14 protein-coding genes, 1 tRNA gene and 2 pseudogenes are annotated in these 24,810 nt (G+C 40.4%); 10 read left to right on the top strand and 7 right to left on the bottom strand.

The features are described from left to right. Nucleotides 1-37: 37 nt before the first annotated feature. Nucleotides 38-127, top strand: a tRNA-Ser gene (locus B9T28_RS07910). A 235-nt stretch (nucleotides 128-362) separates the two neighbouring features. Here B9T28_RS07910 and B9T28_RS07905 read toward each other — a convergent pair. Beyond that, nucleotides 363-629: a hypothetical protein gene (locus B9T28_RS07905; RefSeq protein ID WP_086203451.1), complete on the bottom strand. Its 267-nt coding sequence runs from the start codon at nucleotides 627-629 to the stop codon at nucleotides 363-365. 70 nt (nucleotides 630-699) lie between these two features. On the opposite strand from B9T28_RS07905, the pseudogene B9T28_RS07900 reads away from it, so the two are divergent. Next, a pseudogene (locus B9T28_RS07900) lies at nucleotides 700-960 on the top strand (YqaJ viral recombinase family nuclease); the annotation flags it as partial. Nucleotides 961-1,162: 202 nt separating this feature from the next. Further along, entirely contained in the window at nucleotides 1,163-2,098 is a 936-nt protein-coding gene (locus B9T28_RS07895) for a recombination directionality factor (RefSeq protein ID WP_086203450.1), read from the top strand. Between the two features lie 277 nt (nucleotides 2,099-2,375). Here the strand turns inward: B9T28_RS07895 and B9T28_RS07890 are convergent, their stop codons facing one another. The 4 genes from B9T28_RS07890 to B9T28_RS07875 all read right to left on the bottom strand — a co-directional run bounded on the left by B9T28_RS07890 (nucleotide 2,376) and on the right by B9T28_RS07875 (nucleotide 6,751). After that, nucleotides 2,376-3,224 (bottom strand): TauD/TfdA dioxygenase family protein, encoded by an 849-nt coding sequence (locus B9T28_RS07890; RefSeq protein ID WP_086203449.1) that lies wholly within the window; start codon nucleotides 3,222-3,224, stop codon nucleotides 2,376-2,378. 721 nt (nucleotides 3,225-3,945) lie between these two features. Further along, nucleotides 3,946-4,422, bottom strand: a complete 477-nt coding sequence (locus B9T28_RS07885) for a 2,4'-dihydroxyacetophenone dioxygenase family protein (protein ID WP_086203448.1) — start codon at nucleotides 4,420-4,422, stop codon at nucleotides 3,946-3,948. A 55-nt stretch (nucleotides 4,423-4,477) separates the two neighbouring features. Beyond that, a complete protein-coding gene (locus B9T28_RS07880) occupies nucleotides 4,478-5,437 on the bottom strand; it encodes a TauD/TfdA dioxygenase family protein (RefSeq protein ID WP_252053560.1) in 960 nt (319 codons plus the stop codon). Nucleotides 5,438-5,704: 267 nt separating this feature from the next. Further along, a complete protein-coding gene (locus B9T28_RS07875; protein ID WP_086203447.1) occupies nucleotides 5,705-6,751 on the bottom strand; it encodes an AraC family transcriptional regulator in 1,047 nt (348 codons plus the stop codon). 102 nt (nucleotides 6,752-6,853) lie between these two features. On the opposite strand from B9T28_RS07875, the gene B9T28_RS07870 reads away from it, so the two are divergent. The 6 genes and pseudogenes from B9T28_RS07870 to B9T28_RS07845 all read left to right on the top strand — a co-directional run bounded on the left by B9T28_RS07870 (nucleotide 6,854) and on the right by B9T28_RS07845 (nucleotide 14,732). Beyond that, nucleotides 6,854-7,894, top strand: coding sequence for an alpha/beta fold hydrolase (locus B9T28_RS07870; protein ID WP_086203446.1), 1,041 nt, complete (start codon nucleotides 6,854-6,856; stop codon nucleotides 7,892-7,894). Between the two features lie 257 nt (nucleotides 7,895-8,151). Continuing rightward, nucleotides 8,152-9,780 carry a long-chain fatty acid--CoA ligase gene (locus B9T28_RS07865; protein ID WP_086203445.1) on the top strand — a complete coding sequence of 543 codons (1,629 nt, stop codon included), beginning with the start codon at nucleotides 8,152-8,154 and terminating at the stop codon, nucleotides 9,778-9,780. A 253-nt stretch (nucleotides 9,781-10,033) separates the two neighbouring features. Then, nucleotides 10,034-11,332 carry an MFS transporter gene (locus B9T28_RS07860; RefSeq protein WP_086203444.1) on the top strand — a complete coding sequence of 433 codons (1,299 nt, stop codon included), beginning with the start codon at nucleotides 10,034-10,036 and terminating at the stop codon, nucleotides 11,330-11,332. Between the two features lie 11 nt (nucleotides 11,333-11,343). Then, nucleotides 11,344-11,658, top strand: a complete 315-nt coding sequence (locus B9T28_RS07855; RefSeq protein ID WP_086203681.1) for a Rieske (2Fe-2S) protein — start codon at nucleotides 11,344-11,346, stop codon at nucleotides 11,656-11,658. Next, nucleotides 11,651-12,661, top strand: coding sequence for a YeiH family protein (locus B9T28_RS07850; protein WP_086203443.1), 1,011 nt, complete (start codon nucleotides 11,651-11,653; stop codon nucleotides 12,659-12,661). The genes B9T28_RS07855 and B9T28_RS07850 overlap by 8 nt, the downstream gene beginning before the upstream one ends. A gap of 315 nt (nucleotides 12,662-12,976) precedes the next feature. Next, nucleotides 12,977-14,732 (top strand): annotated as a pseudogene (locus B9T28_RS07845) (DUF1302 domain-containing protein). A gap of 97 nt (nucleotides 14,733-14,829) precedes the next feature. Here the strand turns inward: B9T28_RS07845 and B9T28_RS07840 are convergent. Both B9T28_RS07840 and B9T28_RS07835 read right to left on the bottom strand, forming a co-directional pair. Further along, nucleotides 14,830-16,110 (bottom strand): tyrosine-type recombinase/integrase, encoded by a 1,281-nt coding sequence (locus B9T28_RS07840; protein WP_086203442.1) that lies wholly within the window; start codon nucleotides 16,108-16,110, stop codon nucleotides 14,830-14,832. A gap of 490 nt (nucleotides 16,111-16,600) precedes the next feature. Beyond that, nucleotides 16,601-19,321, bottom strand: coding sequence for a M66 family metalloprotease (locus tag B9T28_RS07835; RefSeq protein ID WP_086203441.1), 2,721 nt, complete (start codon nucleotides 19,319-19,321; stop codon nucleotides 16,601-16,603). Between the two features lie 560 nt (nucleotides 19,322-19,881). Here B9T28_RS07835 and B9T28_RS07830 point away from each other — a divergent pair. Next, nucleotides 19,882-24,810 (top strand): GLUG motif-containing protein (locus B9T28_RS07830; RefSeq protein WP_143222606.1); only part of this gene is annotated, 4,929 nt, incomplete at its 3' end.

Raw genomic sequence — 24,810 nt, 5'->3', positions numbered from 1 at the left:
TGTCATCAATATAAAAGCTTAGTATTCTTGCGCACATGGAAGCGTGGCAGAGCGGTTTAATGCACCGGTCTTGAAAACCGACGAGGGTTTACCCCCTCCGTGAGTTCGAATCTCACCGCTTCCGCCAAATTTTGATCTAAGCCCTTGTATTTGCAAGGGCTTTTTTCTTGTCTATGGTTTTACCCCACAACCTACCCCACATAAAATTTTGGATTAGATCATATCAATTAGGTACATTTAGGACGTTATAGGAATGAGCATTAAATTAGTTTAAATTCACCGAAGCTCTTATAACTATTTTTAACGAATAAAAAAGCCCAATAAATAAGTATTGGGCTGTTGAAAATTCGAGTCAAATACAATTAGTAAACGATGTACTCAAATTTTGCTGATATGACTTTGGATTGGTAATAGTAATACTTCACAGGATAGAGCATGCTGTTAAAAATTACTTTCCACTCTGCTAAATTGGTGCCCTGAAAATTATCACGTTCAATTTTAATATTCTGAGTCAAAACATTAGATAAATCTAATTTAATGGTTTGCTGTTCATCATCGAAAGCATGTGATAACAGGTTTTGATCCTGAGGCAGTTGCAACTGATATTGATCATCATGATAGACCAACATATTCAGGTAATACTGGCCATATAATGTTCTTTGAATACGCCATTGGATGCAAAACAGTTTTTCCTGATTAGAGCAACTGATTCAAGCGCGCAATCAAGTTGAAAAGCATCAACAGCAATTTGATCAACTCAAGCATCAACTGCAAGCCCAAATGCAAGAAGCAGAACGCGCGACTTTTAAGGCAGGATCAGTGACATGGAAAAAGGCCAAAGATTCGATCAGCTTAGACAGTAAAGCCTTATTAAAAATGCACCCTGAAATGTTGCACCAGTTTCCGCAAAGCAAGCAGGGTACACGGCGCTTTAACATCTATAGCCATGATGATGAATAAACAAATTTCATCTTAACCCTAATCCAATCTAAGCGCATATCTGCAAAAAATCGCAAAACAGCCCCCGTTCCCTGTAAGCACCGAAGTACCTACAGAGAACTAAATGGACTGAATTGCGAAGATTTATATGCATTTTAAAGTTGATTGGTTTCTTACATATCAACCAGACAAACGTAAAAAATAACTGAATGAGGAAAATAATATGATTAAAGGTTTAGTAATTACGCCACCGATATTGGGCAGAATCAGCATTGGTAAGATGGTCGAGAAGAACGGTAAACGCCTACCTGAAAAAGATGACCAATTTACCATTACCAGCCAAATCCAAAATAAAGAAGGTTGGATTAAGCATCCTTTAGATGAACAGCTTCGAGCTAAAGCGCCCAATCAAAACCAGAAACTTAGAACCATTCCAGTACGGATGATCTTCAATGATCCTGAACTCAATCTACGCGCGGAGTACAGTTTATTTGACAGACAAACAGGGCGACCAGTGTGTGTGGGTAATGGTGAAACTTGTCAGCGTCTAACTAATCAAGGTATTGAACATCACCCATGTCCATCGCCTGATTTATGTCCCTTGGCACAAGGCGGTAACTGTAAACCGTATGGCCGTTTGCACGTGAACTTAGATGAATCGGATGAATTGGGCACGTTTATTTTTAGAACCACAGGTTTTAATAGCATCCGTACCTTGGCAGCACGTTTATCTTACTACCATGCTGCATCCAATGGTCTCCTTTCATGTTTGCCGTTACAGCTGACACTTCGAGGTAAGTCCACCACACAAAGTTACCGAACCCCCGTGTATTACGTCGATCTCACTTTACGCGAGGGTGTTAGTTTGAATGATGCCATTGTTCAAGCCAAACAGATTGATGAGCAGAGTAAGGCCGCAGGGTTTTATCAAGAGGCTTTAGATCATGTGGCAAGACAAGGTTTTGCGAATGCACGGTTTGAGGTCAACAGTGATGAGGGGTTAGATGTAGTTGATGAGTTTTATGTGGATGAAAAAATTGAATCTGAACAAATACAGCCTGAATCAAAAACTAAGGTTAAGCCTAAATTTAATCAGGGGGATGGTTTCGTGCAAGATATTCATCAGGGATTACAAGAAAGTGTGAGGGCAGTAAATTAATTAGGTTAGGAAAATTCAGTCTTACAGAGTGCGCTGTCTCTAATTTGTATTTAGTTTATGGTAATAAAACTATCATAGATTAGATATTTTTTGGTTGAAATATAGACGCCTCAAATGTGTTCTAACATAAGTATTTTGCGTAATATGCTGATTTTAGGAAAAATAAAGATAAATTCCGTAGAGCTCATAATTTGAGCTCTACGGAATATTTGGTGAAATTTAATAATTTATAGATATTCTGTAGAACGGATTGGGTGGAGCAAATAAACATATAAATTTAGTATGTTCGATCACCAATAATAGCTGCTCGTTCCATTTTTCGATGACAGGCAGGGTAGTCCATAACTGCATAATGTTGTGTACTGCGATTATCCCAAATTGCAATACTATTAGGCTTCCAACGCCAACGGACTTGATATTCAGGAATAGCTGCTTGTGATATTAAGTAACGCAATAGGTCTGCTGCACCAGGATTAGCATCCTGCCCAAATCTTACACGTTCAGGTGTGTGATAATTACTGATATGAGTCGTGTAGCTATTAACAAACAAGACTTTTTCACCTGTTTCAGGATGAATACGAACTATAGGATGTTCAGCATCTGGAAACTTTTCCTTTAGTGCTAAACGCTTTTCAATAGGCATTGCAGCACCAAAACTAGCCTCAATACTGTGACGTGCACGAAGACCATCAATTTTTATCTTTACATCTTCAGGTAAATTTTCATAAGCCTGTACCATATTTGTCCACATTGTATCACCACCCACTGGTGGACACTCAACACAACGTAACACTGCCCCCATCGGTGGGGCATCACGCCAAGTGGCGTCCGTATGCCATGCGTTCTCATAACGATCTTGTGGCTGATCAGGTCTTTTATAAATTTGTACCAATCCGGGGTTTTCTGGGTTGTTTCCAAGTACAGGATGGTCTTCTAGTTCCCCAAAACGTTTTGCAAATGCAACATGCTCAGCCCCAGTCAATGGTTGATCTCGTAAGAATAAAACACGATGCTTAAGAAGTTGTGTACGAATTTCAGAAAATAAATCATCATCATGAATCGCATCTGCCAAGTTAATACCACTCAGTTCTGCACCTATATGGCAAGTTAATTGTTCAATTTGCATAAAAATCCTTTCATATTACAAAAGTGATAGACTTATCGTTCTATGTATTTTTCAACCTTGATGTGCCTGTACGACATCTTTAAAATCCATGTTTTGTATTTTGTTTAGGGTGTGAAAAACAATAGCTAAAACTACAATACTCAAGGTACAAATCACTTTTCATATGACGACAGATATTTATCCTATAACGACAAAGGTACTCTTCGAAGTTTATTACTAATGATCATTAGTAATAAATTAACTCTAGAATGATCAGATTAAAATAGAAATAGGTAAGTTTTATACTTTACCTTTTTAGTGTTTTAATACTATTGGGCTTACTACCAATAGAACTAGTAGTGGCGTTGGCGGGACTGGTGCGGTTGGGAGAAGTTACTACTAATATTGCTGTGGCAATTAAGGAAGAAGTTCACTGCTAGAGTGGCCTAATTACTTTTATTATTAAAATGTCAGGAATGATTTTTTTAGGGCTAAGTTTTGTATTTAGGGGCATCTGTATTGGCTTGCCATCGTATGTTTATTTTAACTAAACGTGAAAAAACATTAAAAATTCATGGGCAATTAAAAGCCTAAAAAATTAGAAAACTATCAGATAAAACCTGTACTGTTGATTTTTATTTAACGTGAATCTTTGATATGAAATAAAGAATGGAAGCTGCGCTTCCATTCTTTATTAATATTTTTTTAATTTTTTCAGCATTGCATTAAATAGAATTACACATTAATTGAATGCTGTGAGATCTTTCGGTGTGATGTTATGTTGTTCACAATAGGCAAGGTAACGATCTAGTGAGGTCTTCCAGTTCTCGGATGCAATGATATTCTCATTTTCGTCGAGGAACAATAGTTCACCACTCACTTGAACCAATGTGGTCGAATATCCGCTTTCACCTACTTCAACGACTTCAAAAGTATGACTTGATGCAGCAGTCTCAAAAACAATACTGCCTGGAGTAGCTACCCAATCATGTTCTATATATCTCCACTTACCTTCGATAGTGTAAACCATGACTGTACCAGTATGATGATGTTTGGGCATGGATACGCCGAATGGCACCTTCATCATAACGATCCATTCGCCTCGAATTGGATCGAGCTTGAAATATTTCAGTAATATTTTGTCTGAAAAGGGAATTAATGGTACCCAAGGCAGTGACTCACCATCGATAACTGCGGTTTCTATTTGTTGGTATAGCATATCTATCTCCATTGATTTGCTTAAGGTCTTTTAGGTTGAAAATGATTAAATATACTTAGGCCAGTGGTTTGCCTGCGAGGGTAGCGCGTAACATTTTTCTAGGTGCATTGCCGTAATCAGCGACTGCGTAATGTTGAACTTGTAAGTTGTCCCACATGGCAACTGTGTTGGTTCTCCACTTTAGACGGACTTGGTATTCTGGAATCGCAGCTTGTGAGGTGAGATAGTTCATTAGATGATGGGCTTCTGGCATGAAATCTTGACCGTAACGAACATCTTCAAAGTTGTAAAAGTTTGAAAAATGGGTAGTGAATGCAGAATTGACGAACAATACTTTTTCACCCGTTTCTGGATGGGTAAGCACTACTGGGTGCTCAACGTCAGGATTCTTTGCTGCCATTGCATGGCGTTGTTCACGTGGTAATTGGGAAGCAAATACATGCTCAGAGCTATGTTTAGCATATAGACCATCAATTTGTTGCTTGATCATTTCAGGTAGCTTTTCATAAGCCATCACCATATTGGACCACATCGTATCGCCACCCGTTTCTGGGCCCATTTCACAGCGTAATACCGCACCACGTGGCGGCGCCTTTTTGAACGTGACATCAGCATGCCAAAAATTTTCGCGACTGAATTTTTCAACAAAATTTGGTTTATCTCGGTCAAGATTACGATATAGCATCAATAGCTTATCTGCTTCTGGATGGCTTGGTGCTAGAGGATGTGCTTCTAGTTCAGCAAATTGCGTAGCGAAATTTTGTTGTTCCATCGGAGTGATATTTTGGTCGCGGAAAAATAGTACTTTGTGTTTGAGCCAGAGCGCACGGATTTCCGCAATCATCTCTGGATCATGCGCTGCATCAGCCAGATTGATGTTACTGAGTTCTGCACCAATGGAGGGTGTACAAATTTCAACTTTAAAAGAATGTTGAAGCACCGATGGGCGAATGATTGCTGGTGCGACAGGCTTTGACTGTGGAATAGTATTTTGCATTACAGCGTTAGATGTCATTGATATCTCCGATTTGTTATTGTGCGCTGGCGAGCGTTTAAAGCCTTTAAGTGGGCTGAGAGGGCACCATTTCCTTGGCTATGAGATCTAATATACGCATTACAATTGTATTTTATTTGGTTTTTTAGGACGTATTTTTAACATATTGAGACAGTTAATCCGATAATTACGCGAAAATAGCATTCGTATACTTCTAGAAAGTATGTGAAGAGTCGGGTAATGGGTGAAATTGGGAGCTAGTTAGTTAGTGAGTTAAATTTAATAATCCTATTTTGTATCTTCTAGTTTATGTGAAAAAGGCTTTGCCTTGTTTTTACGATATTGAGTCGCCCAATTCGAAGGCGTTTTACCGAATTGACTGCGGAACCAACGCGAAAAATCTGCGGAAGAGGAAAAGCCGAGAAGCTCGGAAACTTCATATAATCGGCGTCTGCTGGTGGTCAGATATTCTTTGGCGAGATCAGCACGTACAGCATTAATGATAGTAGTGACATTTTCACCTTCTGCTGCTAGATGTCGGTTAAGAGTACGTCGATGCATGCCTAGATGCTGAGCAATTTGATCAACGGAGCAAAGTCCGCTTGGCAGCAGCATTCTGACGATCTGGCGCGTCCGTAATACAGGTTCGTCGTGGAGTTTAACCAGTTCCATGTCCAACCATCGCTTCACTTCACGATGCATTGTCGGATCGGCTTTAGGGATAGGTAGGTCCAAGTCGCGTTTACGGTAAACGATGGCATTGTATTCTTGTGAAAATTCAATATTAGTACCTAACACGCGATGATGTACTTCAAGATTCGCGGGTGGTTCATGTGTGAAAGTCACTCTGACTGGTCGAAAGGTATTTCCGCTCAGTACTTGGAAAATCTTCAATAGGATGCCGGTTGACATTTCTATTGTCTGCCGCCAAATGCCATACCCTCCTTGCATATTGGCACCCATATGTAGTAGTACGACATCACCTATATCCTGAAGATGTAAGTGCACGCCGGCATTATGTAATCGCATATAGCGGATGCCAGATTGCATCGCTGCGCGTAATGTGGACTCATCTCGTAATACCAGCGCTAACATTCCTAAGTTGGCTAAGCTTCTTGTTTCTGCCAGCAAGAGTCCGAAAGATTCTTGAGCGGATAGGCGTGCCGACTCCTCCAACAGCCATCCGACTGAGGTTGCACTGATCATCAGATTTGGATCATCAAAGACTGTAGTTGGCAGTTGAGCAATCCGAAGCATATGGAATGGATCTAATCCCAATGACTGGGCCACGTGTTCAAAGTTAGTGAGACTGGCACTTCGCGTTAAGGTATACACAGGTCTGTCCTAATTTTACAAAATTATGTCCTATTAAACATAATATAAAATAGTCAATTCACGCTACCTTATATTCCATAAATTAAAAAATGGAGATAAATAATGAACACTAGCACTGTAATAGACATTGATCAGTCCCAAGCAACATTTGCTAAAGTCGACGTGGATGATCCCGCTACATTCAAACATTGTTTTGCCGAAGTTAACGGCATCCGTCTTCATTATGTCGACGAAGGGCAAGGACCACTCGTTATTCTACTGCATGGTTTTCCGTATCTTTGGTACATGTGGCGAAATCAGATCAAGGTGTTAGCTGATGCTGGCTTTCGCGTGGTTGTCCCCGATCAACGAGGATTTGGTCAAAGTGATCAGCCAGATTCCATTGATAACTATGATATTAGCCAGTCAGTTGGTGATGTGGTTGGATTAATGGCCGCTTTAGGTGAAATCTCAGCGGTAATTGTTGGACATGACCTAGGTGCGTGGGTCGCTCAAACAGCAGCTATGCTGAGACCAGATTTGTTTCATGGCTTAGTGATGCTCAACACACCCGTGCCACCGCGCGGAAAGGTTAAACCAACTGTTGGTTTAAAGAAAATGGCAAAAGGTAGGGTGTTTCATCACTTATACTTTCAGCAGGTTGATAAGCCTGATCGTGAGTTTGCTTTGGATCCGCGTAAGACATTACGCAGTATTTACTATTCGGTTTCTGGAAGTGCTGTTGGCAACGAACGCTGGCGTCTGTTTATCGAGGCAGGTGAGCCTATTCTTAATTCGTTCACGGAGCCGAAGGAATTTCCATCATGGTTGAGTGCACAAGCAATTGATTATTATGTTGATGAATATACACGTACGGGATTTACCGGTGCTATTAATCATTACCGTTGTCGTGATCGAAACTGGGAAATAACCTCTTTTCTAGACGGTGCGGTGGTTCGCCAACCAAGTATGTTTATCGGGGGTGCTGCCGATCCTTCTATTGAACCAATAGAAATTCGCAGTGTTTACGACGGACTTGATACTTATCTACCCGGACTTCAGAAGAAAGTACTACTAGCAGGAGTAGGCCATGCCGCAGCGGAAGAAAGCGCTGAGAAAGTGAGTGAGTTGCTACTGGAATTTTTGAAGCAGTTTAAGGATTAATATTTAGTTTGTGTGGATACGATGCTTGAGTCAAGGCTTTCAGGGAGATTCCCATTTGTAGATAAGGACAGTTGTATTTCCTCTCAGATTCAAGGGTGAATCCAATGCATACCACTGCGAATGCAAGCGTTAAAATAGGAAAAAGAATTGGTAGTAAAAAGTAATTCAGTTCCATTTGTACACCAGTATCAATTTAAAAGTCGTCATCTACTGATATGAAAAATGAATTTATAAAAATTGTAAGTAAGGATACAACAATGAATGGAAATATGATGTTTCAGCCACTTTTGATTAGTAGCCTAATTGAACATGCTGAAATGTATCATGGAGATACTGCCGTTATTTCTAAAAATACAGATGGCAGTATGACTCACAGTAATTGGGCACAGGTTGCAAAAAACTCAAAACGATTTGCGAATGTTTTACAATCTTTTGGATTGTCCTTAAGTGATCGCGTAGCAACTGTTGCATGGAATAACCATCGTCATTTAGAAGCATGGTATGCCATCTCAGGAAGCGGATTGATTTGTCATACCATTAATCCACGTCTTTTTCCTGAACAATTGATTTATATCATCAATGATGCGCATGATCGCGTGGTCTTGTTTGATAAAAATTTTGTTCATTTAATTGTGTCAATCAAAGAATATCTGCCGAATGTTGAACATTTTATTTGTTTGGATGCCTATGATTCAGCCATTGTAGATGCATTTCCAGAAGTGAAATTCTATGATCAATTGCTTGACACTCAATCTGACCAATATGTGTGGCCTGAGCTTGAAGAGTCATTGGCCAGTTCACTGTGTTATACCTCTGGCACCACTGGGCATCCAAAAGGCGTCCTTTATAGTCATCGTTCAACGGTATTGCATAGTTATGCGATTAGCATGCCAGATTCATTGAATTTTTCTGCGATGGATGTTGTCATGCCGGTGGTCCCGATGTTTCATGTCAATGCTTGGGGAGCACCGTACACAGCAGCGATGGTTGGCTGTAGTTTAGTTCTGCCGGGGCCGATGTTAGATGGCATCAGTTTAGTCAATTTGATTGATCAGTACCATGTAACGAATGCATTAGGTGTTCCAACGATCTGGCAAGGATTGTTAACCGCAGCACATCAGTTGGGCAGTCAGTTACACAGTTTGAAACGCAATGTTGTTGGTGGCGCCACGTGCCCACCTTCGATGATTAAAACATTCCGAGACGTGTATCAATGCGAAACTATTCATGCTTGGGGAATGACAGAAACCAGTCCAATTGGTTCGGCTAATCAGCTCAAAGCGAAGCACGCAGAACTTTCAGAAGCTGAACAGTTTAATTTACGTTTCTCGCAAGGTCGTCCGCCATTTGGTGTGACACTCCGCATTAGTGATGAAGAAAATGGTCAGCAGGAATTGCCACGTGATGGCCAAACCACAGGTCATTTACAAATCAAAGGGCATTGGATTGTTGACACTTATTTTGGCAAAAATAGCAATACGTTAACTGAAGATGGTTGGTTCGATACCGGTGATATTGCAACCTTAGATGCAGATGGCTATTTATACATTCGCGATCGCTCTAAGGACTTAATTAAATCAGGTGGTGAGTGGATTTCCTCAGTAGAACTTGAAAATATTGCCATTGCGCATCCTGAAATTGAGAATGTTGCGGTGATTGCAGCCACCCATCTCAAGTGGGATGAACGTCCCATCTTAATCGCTAAAAAATCTGCTACGAGTCAAATGACTGAAACTGACCTGTTGGATTATTACACAAATAAAATTGCAAAATGGCAGATCCCAGACAAGGTTATTTTTGTAGATACGATTCCAATGGGGGGTACAGGTAAGGTGCTTAAGAAAGATTTACGTGAACAATTTGGAGCGATTTTGCTCGAGCGTTAAGTGTGTTAAATGACGATGATTTCAATATTAGATATGTGATGTTTGATATTGAAAATATCCGATTTAAAGAAACGGGGCTTAACGTTGAATCTTATTACTCTAAATCGTTATTGTAAGATTTTATAGAGCAATATTTATTGAAAATGGAAAGGAATTCCTCTAAGTCTATAGTTTGTTGGGACTAAATATCTTGAGTCCTAACAACGTGCCTGTAGAAATAGAATTAAGAGTATAAAAATATAGGGAAGTTCATATGGGCGTACAACAACATATAGCCAATACAAATAGTGTGGATACCTCGATCAGTATTCCGCGTCGTTACGCATGGGTCGTTTTTGCTTTAACCTTTGGTTTACTGATTTCAGATTACATGTCACGTCAGGTACTTAATGCAGTTTTCCCTTTACTTAAAGCGGAATGGTTACTCAGTGATAGTCAACTAGGTTTACTCAGTGGCATTGTAGCCTTGATGGTAGGCCTATTAAGTTTACCTTTGTCTTTGTTAGCAGATCGTTTTGGCCGTATTAAATGCTTAACTGCGATGGCAGTATTATGGAGCTTAGCGACTTTAGGCTGTGCAATCGCAGAAAATTATCAACACATGCTGTTTGCTCGATTTATAGTGGGTGTTGGTGAAGCTGCATATGGCAGTGTGGGAATGGCAGTTATTGTTGCAGTTTTCCCTAGAGATATGCGTGCAACTTTGGCCAGTGCTTATATGGCGGGTGGCGTGTTTGGTTCGGTACTTGGGATGGCATTAGGCGGACTATTGGCCGAGTATTTAGGTTGGCGTTGGGCATTTGGTGGTATGGCTATATTTGGTTTGGTGTTAGCTATTATTTATCCAGTGGTTGTCAAAGAAAAACGAGTGAGCTCAGTACGTTTAACCGATGCCGAAGACAAAGCAAGAATGAAAGCACAGCGTCCATTGCGGACGTTATATTCGAGCCGCTCCGTTGTTGCAACCTATATTGGTAGTGGATTGCAATTGTTTGTTGGAGGTACAGTTGTTGTTTGGATGCCGAGCTATTTGAATCGTTATTATGGTATGAGCACAGATAAAGCAGGTGCGATGGCAGCAGTCATTGTGTTGTGTGGTGCCGTTGGTACTATTTTGTGTGGCATGTTATGTGACCGTTTAGGACGTGAGCATCCAGATCGTAAAATTAGTTTGGCGATTGTTTATTGTCTAGTCAGTTGTGGACTATTGTTGCTGGCTTTTACTTTGCCAGTAGGTAGTGCACAACTGGTTTTAATTTGTTTAGGAGCTTTTATTGTATTTGGTAGTAATGGCCCAGCTACTGCGATGGTAGCTAATCTGACGCATTATTCAGTACATGCGACTGCTTTTGCAACCTTGACATTAGCCAATAATTTACTGGGTCTAGCACTTGGGCCTCTGGTGATTGGTAAGATTTCTGATGTGATTGGTTTACACAATGCGTTTCAGTTAATGCCATTGGTGAGTATTATATCGGCAGCGGTATTCTTTTATGCAAAATCTCATTATCACCATGACATTAAAAGATTAAATGTCCAAAAAGTAGTATGAGGGCAGGTGTAATGATAGCTCGATTTCAGCCTCCAATTGAAAAAAATCTTACACTAAGCGCACGTGTCTTTCTCCAAATTGAGAATAAAACGCCTACTCTATTTCATGTGGCTCGACAATTTTATGCGATTGATGAGAGTTACCTACATAAGGGTACTTCATTAAGGTGCGGCAAGTTTGAAGGATGCGTGCTCCAATGCTGTGTGCATGGTTTAGCCAGTGGGTATCTGTTGAACTCTACACAGCTTAAAGTTGCTTCATATCCTGTTAAGGTCATTGATGATCAAGTATTTATTATAATGGATGCTGGAGAGCAGCATGAATAGTCCGATGCTAATGAATTGGAATCAGCGTACACGTGAGTTGCTGCCGGGTTTTGTGGTGAGCTTAATTGTTGCCGCAGCAGCAGGTTTCTTATCGGAGCATTACAGCGCTCCAGTGATGTTATTTGCTTTATTGTTAGGAATGGGGCTGAATTTTCTCTCCTCAGAGAGTAAATGTAAGGCGGGAATTGAGTTCACTTCACGTACCGTATTACGTATTGGTATTGCCCTATTGGGGATGAGAATTACGTTAGATCAAATTGCTGCACTGGGTTGGAAGCCTGTGGTTTTAGTGATTACCTTAGTAGTGGTGACGATTGCAGTTTCAGTCATAGCCGCCAAAATAATGGGTTTTCAACGAGTATTTGGCATGTTGACAGGCGGGGCAACCGCTATTTGTGGTGCTTCTGCGGCACTTGCATTGTCGGCGGCACTGCCGAATCATCCACATAAAGAAAAAGCCACTCTGTTTACAGTGATTGGTGTTTCAGCACTGTCTACTTTAGCAATGATTGTCTACCCGATGATTGCGAACTGGTTTGAGTTGTCACCACAGGCTGCGGGTATCTTTTTGGGAGCCACCATTCATGATGTCGCACAGGTAGTGGGTGCTGGTTATAGCATGTCGACGGAAACGGGAGATACGGCAACGGTTGTTAAATTGATGCGTGTCGCGATGTTGCTTCCCGTAATTATTTGTGCCGCGATGATTACACGTTTGCAGGGCCCAAGCAGTACTGGTAAACAACCGCCATTATTGCCGTGGTTTGCTGTTGGTTTTTTACTCTTAGCGTGTATTAACAGTACGGGATGGGTACCTGTTGTTGTGCAAGGCGGATTGAATGAATTGTCACGTTGGTGTTTGATTATTGCGATTAGCGCATTAGGCATGAAAACGCAGTTAAAAGAACTGGCTTCTGTGGGTATTAAACCTATTTTACTGATGGTCGGTGAAAGTGTCTTTTTAGTTGCCTTGGTATTAATGGTGATTCATTGGTGGTTCTGAAATTTATAATATTAACAATGCTATGCAAACTCGGTGTAGATGAAACTATACAAAAACAATGCACATCTGAGTCCTCTCAAGTTTAGACAATAGAAGTTAAAAACCATTTTTTGAATAGAAAAATAATGAACACAAAATGGGCTGGTCGAGGATGCCTAGTTCAATATAAATGAAGAGAGTCATCTTCTTATTGTAAGTGACATAAGAGGGTAAATTAAAAATAAATCATATCGATATGGAGATGATATGGTCAATAAATATATGGGCCTGAATGGCATAAAGAATAATATTTTACTGGTACAACGAGTAAGTATTATGTGTGGCTTAGCTCTTTCTGTGTCAAAAACCTCGGCAACGAGTTTTGATATCAATGAAGATTGGAAGTTTGAAACCAATACCAGTTTAAGTCTGGGGGGAGTTGGAGTACACAAGCACCATCGGCATCATTATTGTTCAAACCAGATGCCAATCTGATTGGAAAAGAAGGTTCTGGCCAAGATGTTAATGGCGATGACGGTCGAATGAATTTCAGTAAAAATGATGCAATTTCACAAATTGTGAAAGGTCTGACTGAATTTAAACTCAATGGTAAACAGCAGGGTGCGGTGATTAGTGGCAAGTATTGGTATGACCATGCTTATGAAACAGGACACGGTAATTTAAAACCCTTCGATGATTCAGAATGGCCTGCATTAGCCAAGTTTAAGGGCATACAATTATGGGATGCTTATTTATGGAAAAATTTTGCGTTAGACAATGGTCAAGCACTCAATGTAAAACTGGGTAAACATGCGTTAAATTGGGGTAAATCACAGTTTTTCCAAAATGGTTTAAATGCTGTGAGTGCATTTGATTTTGCAGCAATGAATCGACCGGGGGGGATGTTAAAGAAAGAATCATCCCTGTTGAAATGTTTTCGTTTAGTGCTGGAATTAATGACAAATTAAAAGTAGAAGGATTCTATCAGTTTAAATTTAGACCTTCTGTTGTGGATGGCTGTGGTACATTTTTTGGAATTTCAGATGTTTTCCCAGAAAATTGTGGGCCATTGCTGATTGCTGGTGGGAATACTTCAGAGCATGCAATAGATACCAATAGCTTTATCCCCCGAACTGCAAGTCAGTATGCTAAAAATAGTGGTCAATATGGGCTTGCACTGAAGCAAACTTTATCGAATTTAAACAATGCTGAACTGGGTGTGTATTATGCGAATTATCATAGCCGAATTTCGCACTTTGCAGGCACGAGCGTCACTGTGCCTGGGCCAGCCAACTTTAATACCGCCACGATTTTTTCAGTTTATCCTGAAAATATAGATATGTATGGATTGAGCTTGAGTGGGAAAGTTGGAACAACCAATATTTTTAGTGAATTGAATTATAAACCCAATCTGCCTTTACATTTTACTAGTACAGATATGGTGTATTCACAAGTGTTATTTGATGATACGCCTTTTACACCTGCTGGTGAGCGTTTAGGTCTCAATGAGCATGTAGATGGTTATGTACGTTTACCTGTTACGCAGTTTTCTATTGGCGCAATGGATAGTATTCCAAATGTTTTGGGAGCCAATGCATTGACATTGGCTGGGGAGTTTGGAATTAATCATATTGCAGATATTGGTAATCATCGGCTGGGCCGAAGTGGTGCATTTGGTCGGAGTGAGCTGTCTAAAGGTGCTTATAACCCTGAAACGGGTGATTTTAAATGTACGCCATATGGCAATGCCAGTCTTCCAAATGCAGACATTGATAGCATGAATGAGCGTTTTTGTAATAGAGATGGCTTTTATACCAAATGGTCATTGGGTTATCGCGTGCGTGCCGCCTTGAATTATAATGATCTGTTTGTTGCGACAGTGATTACACCAAGTTTAATCTTTCGTCATGATGTACATGGTTATGGTCCAAATTTTCAAGAGGGACAAATGGTGATCGGTGCGGGATTGTCTGCGACCTACCAGAAAAAGTATACAGCTGAGATTGCTTATAATAACTTTTTTGGTTCAAATGAATTTAGTGTGTTAGATGATCGAGACTTTGCTTCATTGACATTTAAAGCCAATTTTTAAATAACCTAGACAGTACGTTCATTTAGCCTTGGAGTTTTGGCAGATGAACGTGCTGTTTTTTGTTTGGCTGCACAAGCAGATAAGAAAGATGTTAAATTTATTCTGATATAAAAAAGTTACAAAAATTGGCCCAATCAGCCATCAAACTTTTACGTTTTTCAAGGTAAGCACCACGTAAATAAGCTGCTTCAACTTCATCAGGCAACTTATGTGCAAGAACATGCTCACAGACCTCACGTGGGTAATCAGTTTTATCAGCAGACCAATCACGGAAAGTCGAGCGAAAACCGTGTGTTGTAATCACTCGGTTTTGTTTCGGATCAATATAGCCTAAGCCATTTTCTTTAAGCTTTTGTTCATGCATGCGCTTAATCAAAGTAGTCAGGGACATATCAGAAAGCATTGAACCATTCCGAGGTGCAGGGAAGATGAAATCTTGTAGTTGAGTATATGGTTTAATTGATTCAAGCAAAGTAAGTGCTTCATTAGATAAAGGAACACGATGCTCTTTTTCAGCTTTCATCCTTTCTTTGGGAATGATCCAAACTTTATTTTTAAAATCAATTTCCTGCCATGTTGCTCCAAATATTTCACCAGAGCGACAAGCCGTTAAAATTGCAAATTCAAGTGCTTTAGGCGAAATCCCTTTTTTCTGTCTTAAATGCTGGATAAACTCAGCGACCTGCTCATAAGGTAGGGATGGGTGAGGGCGTGATTCCTGCTTTAAGTTACCTAAGATTGGCTCAAGATTGCCTTTCCATTCAGCAGGGTTATCACCAATAAAATATTCCATTGCTTTAGCATAATCGAAAATCGTTTCAATGCGACCACGAAGGCGTTTCGCAGTTTCATGCTTATCAGTCCAGATTTTTTCCAGTGCTGTGGCAATATCAATTTTAGTGATTGAACCAATGACACGATCACCTAAAGTTGGATAAATGTAAGTTTCTAATGTGGTAGACCATTGAGCAATATGCTTTTGATTTTTAAGCTCACGAGACTTATTAGCAATCACAATTTGAGCACATTCACTAAATGTACGTTCACGGAGCTTCTGGACACGTAAAGCTTGAAACTTTTCTTGTTTATGAGCAATTGGATCAATCCCATTTCGAATCTGTAATCTAAGCTCAATCGCTTTAGCACGAGCTTCAGCTAAAGAAACTTCAGGATAGGGCCCAAGACCGATATCACGGCGATGGGGTTTTAGTTTCCCATCTTTATCTAGACGCTTGCCTACAATAGCACGCAAAATCCAGACGCGAGAACCACCTTCGACATTTAGACATAAGCCATCAACGCCGCCTACGGAATATCGACCGGTCTCTTTGATTTTTGCTACACTGAGTGCAGATAGTTCTTTAGACTTCTTTGGCATATCATTATTTACCCCACAACCTACCCCTCATAAAATACTGGAAATAGTTGGATTAGACAAGATGGGGTTGGACTATAAATATATTAAGTGATTGAAAAATATATTTTTATAATATTGGATTGGATTGCTTAGGACTGCTGTTAGACGGACACCGCTTCCGCCAAATTTTGAAAAGACCCTTGATAATCAAGGGTCTTTTTTTTATCTCTGATTTTGTCTCATTTAGTAACCCACATAAAAATTTGGATTCAAAAAGCCTTAAATAATTTAGATGGACGAGATTGGATACTCAATAAGTTTGAGTTTTAATCATAGTCAGTTTTATCACTACGCAATATTCAGGCTTTTATTTCAGAATGTATATTCTAAGCCTCTATGAATTTTATTTAGTTCAAAATTTATTAATTTTTGGTTATTTTGGTTTGCTGATAATAGAAAAATCGGCAGGAAACGGATGATGTTATCTGCCGATTTTATAGCTTATATCGATTTAAGGTTGTAGGCTGTTAATCATCAGCACCAAGTTTTGTGCTTGTGCTGCCGCTAAAACAAAACTTTGGTTTTGAGTGGGTAAAGACCATTGTTGATTGACACTACCTGTACAGCTGTAACGAATAATCGTTGAACGACCATCGGCACTTGGGGTAAAACCACCGCTTAAATCAAGACACTGATTACCTTGATGAATGGCTTTGGTGGTTGGATTGAGGCTCCATGCTTGTCCAGCATCATCATTGCTACATGCTGTCAGTGTCATTGAGCTGGTTAGGCATTGATTAACGTATTGGTGGTTATGTAGTTTGCCCATGGCGTCATAAATCCATTCTGAAGCAGCAACATTACAACCATTGACACCACTAGCATAGACTTCAAATGTACCATTGCCGAGTTGCCCCGCTTTTAAGCAAGCATTACCTTTTGAAGGTAAACGTAATTGAGTCACATTGGCTAAAGGCTGGTCATTCTGCAAACCTAATTGCGTAGCAAAAGCTTTAAATGCTGAAACCGCATCAGCATTGGTAGCAGCTAGGTCAGTACGATAGGTATTTACCCAGCGGTTTAGACGATACAATTTGGTTTGTTGCTCGCTATAACGTTGTAACTCAGTTTGTGCGGCACTTGTGAACTCAGATTTATAACTTGCGTAAGAGTCGTAGAGTACTTTGGCATTGGGCGATAGGTTGGCAATGGCTTTGCCTTGATTGCTGAGTAAAGCTTGTTCCAATTGTGGTAATTCAACTTGACGTAGTGCTTTAAAGCCTTGTTGCTTACCAATGACCACCGCAGCAGGTAGTGCTGTGGCATAGTTTGGAATGTCAATCGATGATAGTTTAACGGCTTGCTCATTGGCTTTTTTGCAGTATAAATCGACACTGCGTGGTGCATCACTTTGGGCGATATTGATATGCAGTTTATTGGCATTGCTTCCCATACGGCTCGGTGCAAGGGCAATATTTTCCTCTGCTTTGTTTGCATATTTGACGTTAATCCAACAGCTTGCATTAGCCAAACTGGTTTGCGCCTGAGGTAGGGTAAAGACATTACCCCAGTTACCGCGCGCTGCAGGGTACAATAAGCCCACATTGTTGACAGGGTCATAACCACCTAAAATGGTAAAAACGGGTACCCCAAATTGGGTTGGTTTTAGGTAGTTACCATCGGTACGGTTGTACCAAACGTTATTTGAATTAGGGACTTTAGGTTGTACAACATCCATTTGACGCGTGACTGCATTCCACTTTTTATAGCCTGTTGATGAAGTTGCATCCCATACTGCACGGTCAAATGCAGGTTGAATTTTTGTTTTGGCGCTATAACCTGTGTAATGAGTAAATCGTGAAAGCGAACTTGAGAAGGCACCACCGGCCATAGCGTCAGGAGCATAGGTATATGCATTGTTAAATAATGGCGTACCACCTAAACGGTTATCAAGGTTACTATTATTCCAATTTAAGTTACTACGCATTCTTTTTCGGTACGCAATATATCCCCAACCACTATCGGCATGGTGAGATGCCCAAAAATAATTTTCCCCATTTTGCCCAGGGTAGTGCCCAAGTCCATAGTGGTGTCCAATTTCATGGCTAAATTCGTTTCCAGACGAATCAATCAGGGTTAAAATTCCGTTACCACCGCTTAAACCATGACTGACATCACCATTTTGATATTTACCCCATGCATGATGAATTACTGCACTTTGCGTCAACTGCGGTTGTTCTTGGCTGGACATACCTGCACTGGTTATACCCCAGTTGGCAAGGTTGATGCCTGTGCTAAAGGTTGATTTAGCAGTATCACCACGCATATCTCCGCTATAAACATCGCCATCCGTTGCACTTTTTTCATCATAAATCACACCGCTTGCGACCATGACTTTATTGAGTTGCATATCATCATATTGGCTAACGATCATACGAGCAGCAGGAATCGTTTCGAAATAATCCGTTCCTGCTTTTTCAGGTTCATTGAGCATGTAGTGCCCATTGGACGTGCGAGGTGTCGTGAGCATACCTAAGCGAATGCTTTGTACCAATAGCTCGGCAGGTGGAGCAAAATCAATTGCGGTAGCAGCCAAACGGCCATTTTGACGTGATACAGGGTCAACAATACGAATGTTTAAACCGGGTTGAATTTCATCCCAATTGAGTGCAGCCGTCCATGTGCGTTTTGAATATTGTACTCGTGGGCGGCCATCTGAATTGGTTTGATCTGAAGCGGGAATTTGAGAAGGTTCTTGTAATGCCACACGACGAATCAGGCGACTATTTAAATAAATTTCAGCGTTGAGTTGCTGAATATCACCCATTTCTGCGGTCGGTGTTACCAGTAACAAACCATCTTTTTCACTGGTTAAACGCGGCATGTTTTTGGCTTCATTGCCGCTTGGGTCAACGGTATGATCTTGTGCAAACTGAATCATGGCAGCAAAGTTGCCTGTTAAATCATTACGCACGCTACGCACGTTACCGTCTTGATCGGTGTCATAAAAACCTAAGCTGGCTTCATCAGGAATATCTTTGATCGGTTCTGGATAAGCGCGCATGAATGCAAATAGCGGTTCTCTGGAATCAGCATTATTAGGCGTTCTGGAATCAGCATCATTAGGTGTTCTGGAATCAGCATCAGGGGTATTTCCCCCGCACGCAGCAACTAAGACTGATAAAACACATATGGTTAATGTGTGTATTGGGAATTTAGTCACAATTTTCATATTATAAATGACCTGATTTGCAATGTATTAAACTGGGATTCTATTTGTAAGATAATATATTAAATTAATTATGGTGGTATATATTAAATATGCCTGATGGGATTTTTTAAGCTTGTTAATATAATTTATAATGACAATTATTGGTTTATATGTGGTGTTGATATTGTTATTAAGTGACATTTTTTGTCATTATAATGGGTGTTTTTTGTTTTGGTTGTCTATATATTAACTAATATGATGTTTTATAATAATTTTATTTAAATATTTAATTGTCATTAAAATAAAAAAATTAAATATTTTTCCTTGGTTGGATAATGAGTTAATGATGAATTGAGTTGATTGTTTGTTATGTAGTGTGGTTTTAAAATAAAGATAAATATTGTATCTTGGTGCAGGTTTTATGGATCGAGTTTTTTATTTTTAGGACAGTTGTATTTTAATTTGATTGATTTTTATTACTGTTTTTTTTATAAATAATACTTGCATCACATTTTTATAATGATGAATGAAATGAAAATTAAAAATTCAGCGTTAATATTTAATTTTAAGGTGGGGTAGCGATGAATAAAGTATATAAAACGGTGTGGAATAAAAACCTTGGTTGCTGGCAAGTGACTTCAGAGTTGGCCAAAAGTCATGGTAAAAGTGCCCAAAGTGCAACGGTAACAGGGCAAATCAAACAAGTCGCTCAAGGTATATTGCATTTTGCCCGTTTATCTTTATTGAGTTTGGCGCTATTACCGATTTCGATTTGGGCGGGAGTGCATGATGTGCAACTGCCGACCAATGGCATAGTGACGGCTGGTTCAGCACAAGTTACGCAAAATAATAATACCTTAAATGTGCAGCAAAATAGCCAAAATGTTGGCATTCAATGGGATAGTTTTAATATTGGGAAAAATGCCACGGTTAATTTTTACCAACCCAATTCATCTTCGATTGCAGTCAACCGTGTGCAAGATAGCAATGCCAGTCAGATTATGGGTAAACTCAACGCCAATGGTCAGGTGTTTTTACTCAATCCGAATGGGGTGATTTTTTCTAAAACCGCACAAGTCAACGTTGGGGGGATCGTAGCATCGACTTTAAATGTCACTGATGGTGATATTATCAGTGGTAATTTTACCCTGAAAAATCAAGGTGCTGCGGGTAAAGTTGAAAACCATGGTTCGGTGATTGCCAATGGTGGTGTGGTAGCATTTATTGCACCGACGGTTATCAATACAGGTGAAATTCAGGCGCAGGGTGGCATGGTGCATTTAACCGCAGCCGATCAAGTGACTTTGCGTTTACAAGATGGTCAACTGACCGAATACCAAGTGGAAATTGGCACGTTACAGGGTTTAATTGATAATAGTGGCGCAATTTTAGCCAATAATGGTGCGGTGTATTTAACTGCCAAAGCCAAAGATAGTTTAAGCAAGGCGGTGGTCAATCATAGCGGTATTATTGAAGCCAGTCGTTTAAGCCAAAATGGTAAAGGCGAAATCATTTTATTGGCGGACATGCAATATGGCACCACCAATGTCAGTGGTGTGCTTAAAGCCGAAGGGAAGAATGGTCAAAATGGCGGTTTTATTGAAACCAGTGCAGCACAAGTAAAAGTAGCTGACACGACCCAAGTCTCGACGTTATCGGATGGGGGTAAAACAGGGACATGGTTAATTGACCCGACCGATTTTACCATTAGTGCAGGTTCGGCAGTACATACAGGCAGTGGCATTGGCGCAACCACCTTAGAAAAGAATTTAAATAGCACCTCGGTGACTTTAGAAACTCAAGCCACAGGCGCAGAAAAAGGTGATATTCATGTCAATGCTGCGGTGACGTGGAACAAAGACACCACGCTGACCTTAAAAGCGCACAATGACATCAATATCAATGCCAATATCACCGCACAACACCAAGATGGTAAAGTTGTATTGCTGTATGGACAAAATGGCAGTCAAGATGCCAATTATCACCTTAAAAATAGCGCAAAGATCAATCTACAGGCGGGGCAAAATTTTAGTACCCAAAAAGGCAGCGATGCCAACAAGCGTATAGATTATAACGTCATTACCGATTTAGATGCCTTACAAGATGTCAATAATCAGCTGTCAGGCAATTTCGTCCTTGGGACGGATCTTGATGCAACGGAAACCAAAGATTGGGGGGCGGGCGATGAAAAAGGCTTTAACCCACTTGGCAATGAATTTGATTACTTTACTGGGCGTTTTGATGGCTTAGGGCATACCGTTAGCAATATCACCATCAACCGTCCAAATAGTTATGATGTGGGTTTGTTTGGACATATTGATGGGGCGATTGTTCGTAATATTGGTTTAATTGGCGGTTCCGTGATTGGGGACAGTTTTGTCGGCGGCTTGGTTGGACAAAGCACTAATCACAGCCTGATCGAAAATGTATTTAATACAGGTACAGTCACCGGTTATGGTACGGTTGGCGGTCTGGTGGGGGGGAATTTTGATGGCGGTATCATCAAAAATGCCTATGCCACAGGCAATGTGCACGGTGAGCAAAACTCGACTTATGTCGGTGGTTTAGTCGGTGGTAACGATGCTGGAAGCCTCGAAAATGTCTATGCCACTGGCAATGTTGACGGTAGCGAGATTGTTGGCGGTTTGGTCGGGGACAATAATCACGGTGCTACGGTCAAAAATGCCTATGCCACAGGTACGGTCACGGGAACGAAAAACGTCGGTGGTTTGGTTGGTAATAACTACTATGATGCCCAAATTAAAAATGCTTATGCCACAGGTGCGGTCACAGGTAGTGAGCGTGTCGGTGGTTTAGTGGGTGAAAACCTTGCTGCAAGTATTGAAAATACCTATGCTCTAGGCAAAGTCACGGGAACGAAAAACGTCGGTGGTTTACTGGGCAATAATGTGCAAGGCACAGTCACCAACGGCTATTGGGACAAAAATAAAACTGGGCAAAGCACCAGTGCAGGCAGTGCCAATAGTAATGGCTTGACCAGCGATGAAATGTTTAAAGCGGATAAGTTTGTTGGTTTTGATTTTAAAAATATTTGGGGAAATGCTAATAATCAAACCACACCATATTTACAGAATCACAAAGGCAATAATCAAGTCATTAATAAAAATGATGCAACAGGTGGTTTTTATGGTGTTATTCAAACTATTCAACAACTACAAGCAGTCAATAATCAACTCGATGGTCGCTATCTCATCGGCAATGATATCGATGCTCAAATAACAAAAACGTGGAGTGATATCGATGGTGAAGGTTTTAAATCATTAGGTGATAGCGCGCATGCCTTTACAGGAAAATTGGATGGCTTAGGTCATACGGTTTCGAATTTGTATATTTACCGTGAACAAGTCGATAACGTCGGGTTGTTTGGCTATATTCAAAATGCCAGCATTAAAAACCTTGGGTTGCTCAACAGCAATATTACCGGTAAAAATCAGGTCGGTGCTTTGGTTGGAACCAGTGCTCAAAATTCACAATTGTATAGCGTGTATAGCACAGGAACTGTAACAGGTACAGGGAGTGCTATGGGCGGTCTGATTGGGCAACAGCAAGAGGGTTCAAAAGTTGAGAGTGCTTACTCAACCAGCCAAGTGACAGGTAAAAACCATGTCGGTGGTTTGGTGGGAATGAACCAAAACGCAACCATTAAAGATATTTATGCCACAGGTGCGATCACAGGTGAAACGAATGTTGCAGGTTTGGTCGGCAGCAATACCGCTCAAGCCAGTATTCAAAATGCCTATGCTACAGGTCGTGTTACAGGCAATAGTTCAATTGGCGGTTTAGTCGGCAGTAATAATAATGCAACCGTCAGCAAAGGACATTGGAATAAAGACACTACGGGACAAAATAACAGTGCAGGCAGTGATGCAAGCTTTGCGTTAAGTAATGCAGATATGAAAGATGCCTCTAAATTTACGTTCCTCGATGTCGATAGTAAGCTAGGCGGTAAAGACACGGCATGGCGTATTTATGATGGTTTAAGTGCACCTTTACTGCGTAGTTTCCTCACCACTGTGGATTTATCCGTGACTGATAAAACCACAACTTATACAGGCAAAGAACAAAATTTTGCTGATGTTTGGGGCTTGGATAGTCAAAAGTATATTGTTAATGGGACAACCAGTGCTACCAATGCTGGAAATTATAAAGCGACATATTATTCAAATGATCAACAAGGTTATGATTTTATTGGTAATGAAGGTACATTAACTATTAATAAAGCTCAAGTGACTGTAACAGGCTCGAGTGAAAATGACAAAATCTATAATGGTCAACAGCAAGCTATGAATCATTCAAGCTACACGGTTAGTGGGATGGTGAATGGTGAAGATGAATCGTTACTGGGAAATATCATGGCATCAGGTGCTAATGGTAAAAATGCAGGTCATTATGTCAATAAAATTACAGGTGAAAATAGTGCAACAGGAAATTACGACATTCACTATGTGGATGGTCAATTTACCATTAACAAGAAAAAAATCACAGTAACGGCGCAAGATGAAACCCGTGAATATAATGGCTTTAATCAGCAAGTGACTGGGTTTAACGCGGATGGTTTAGTTGCTGGTGAGAATGAAAGTGTGTTATCAGGATCTGTGAATGCGTTGGCTACTCGTAAAGATGCAGGGACTTATACTCATGCTGTTGGATATAAAAACAATGGGGTAGGTGATCCAAACTATGATATTACTTTTGTGAATGGCACTTATACCATTACTAAAGCAACAGCAACGGTCACAGGTAAAAATCAGAATACAATTTACAATGGTAATGTGCAAAATGTAGATGGATTCACTGTTTCTGGATTAAAAGGTCATGATGGAAATGCGGTTTTAGGGAGTATTGATAATACAGCAGCAAGTGGTAAAAATGCGGGTCATTATGAAAATGTAGTGACTGGCGCGGAATCGAGTGCAAATTATAATATCGTGTATAAAAATGGTTCACTTGATATTGCCAAGAAACAAATCACAGGCAATATTAGCGCCCAAAATAAAGTCTATGACGGCACGATCAATGCGGCTGTGAATGGAAGCCTAGAAGGTATTATTCAGGGTGATGTGGTTGATTTCACTGCCCAAGGACAATTTGCCGATAAAAACGCAGGTCAAGGCAAAGATGTAAATGTATCGGGTAGCTTAAGTGGTGCTGATGCAGGCAACTATGAGGTCAATAGCAACTCAACCGCCAAAGCCAATATTGCCCAAAAACAGATTACAGGTGCAATTACAGCGCAAGACAAAGTCTACGACGGCACGACCAATGCAACTGTGAATGGCAGCTTGAATGGTGTGATTACCGGTGATCAGGTCAATCTGAATGCTCAAGGTCAATTTACCAATAAGAACGCGGGTCAAGGCAAAGATGTAACTGTATCAGGTAGCTTAACGGGTACCGATGCAGGCAATTACCAAGTCAGCACCAACAGTAGCGTTAAAGCCAATATTGCCAAGAAACAACTGCAAGGTACGCTGACTGCCCAAAACAAA

The organism is Acinetobacter silvestris (genome assembly GCF_002135235.1).
Classification (GTDB): domain Bacteria; phylum Pseudomonadota; class Gammaproteobacteria; order Pseudomonadales; family Moraxellaceae; genus Acinetobacter; species Acinetobacter silvestris.
This window is presented reverse-complemented; position numbering and strand designations above follow the sequence as displayed.

Coding starts and splice junctions, on each gene's coding strand:
- B9T28_RS07905 (WP_086203451.1), bottom strand. CDS start 629: ATGTTGGTCTATCATGATGATCAATATCAGTTGCAACTGCCTCAGGAT.
- B9T28_RS07895 (WP_086203450.1), top strand. CDS start 1,163: ATGATTAAAGGTTTAGTAATTACGCCACCGATATTGGGCAGAATCAGC.
- B9T28_RS07890 (WP_086203449.1), bottom strand. CDS start 3,224: ATGCAAATTGAACAATTAACTTGCCATATAGGTGCAGAACTGAGTGGT.
- B9T28_RS07885 (WP_086203448.1), bottom strand. CDS start 4,422: ATGCTATACCAACAAATAGAAACCGCAGTTATCGATGGTGAGTCACTG.
- B9T28_RS07880 (WP_252053560.1), bottom strand. CDS start 5,437: ATGACATCTAACGCTGTAATGCAAAATACTATTCCACAGTCAAAGCCT.
- B9T28_RS07870 (WP_086203446.1), top strand. CDS start 6,854: ATGAACACTAGCACTGTAATAGACATTGATCAGTCCCAAGCAACATTT.
- B9T28_RS07865 (WP_086203445.1), top strand. CDS start 8,152: ATGAATGGAAATATGATGTTTCAGCCACTTTTGATTAGTAGCCTAATT.
- B9T28_RS07860 (WP_086203444.1), top strand. CDS start 10,034: ATGGGCGTACAACAACATATAGCCAATACAAATAGTGTGGATACCTCG.
- B9T28_RS07855 (WP_086203681.1), top strand. CDS start 11,344: ATGATAGCTCGATTTCAGCCTCCAATTGAAAAAAATCTTACACTAAGC.
- B9T28_RS07850 (WP_086203443.1), top strand. CDS start 11,651: ATGAATAGTCCGATGCTAATGAATTGGAATCAGCGTACACGTGAGTTG.
- B9T28_RS07840 (WP_086203442.1), bottom strand. CDS start 16,110: ATGCCAAAGAAGTCTAAAGAACTATCTGCACTCAGTGTAGCAAAAATC.
- B9T28_RS07835 (WP_086203441.1), bottom strand. CDS start 19,321: ATGAAAATTGTGACTAAATTCCCAATACACACATTAACCATATGTGTT.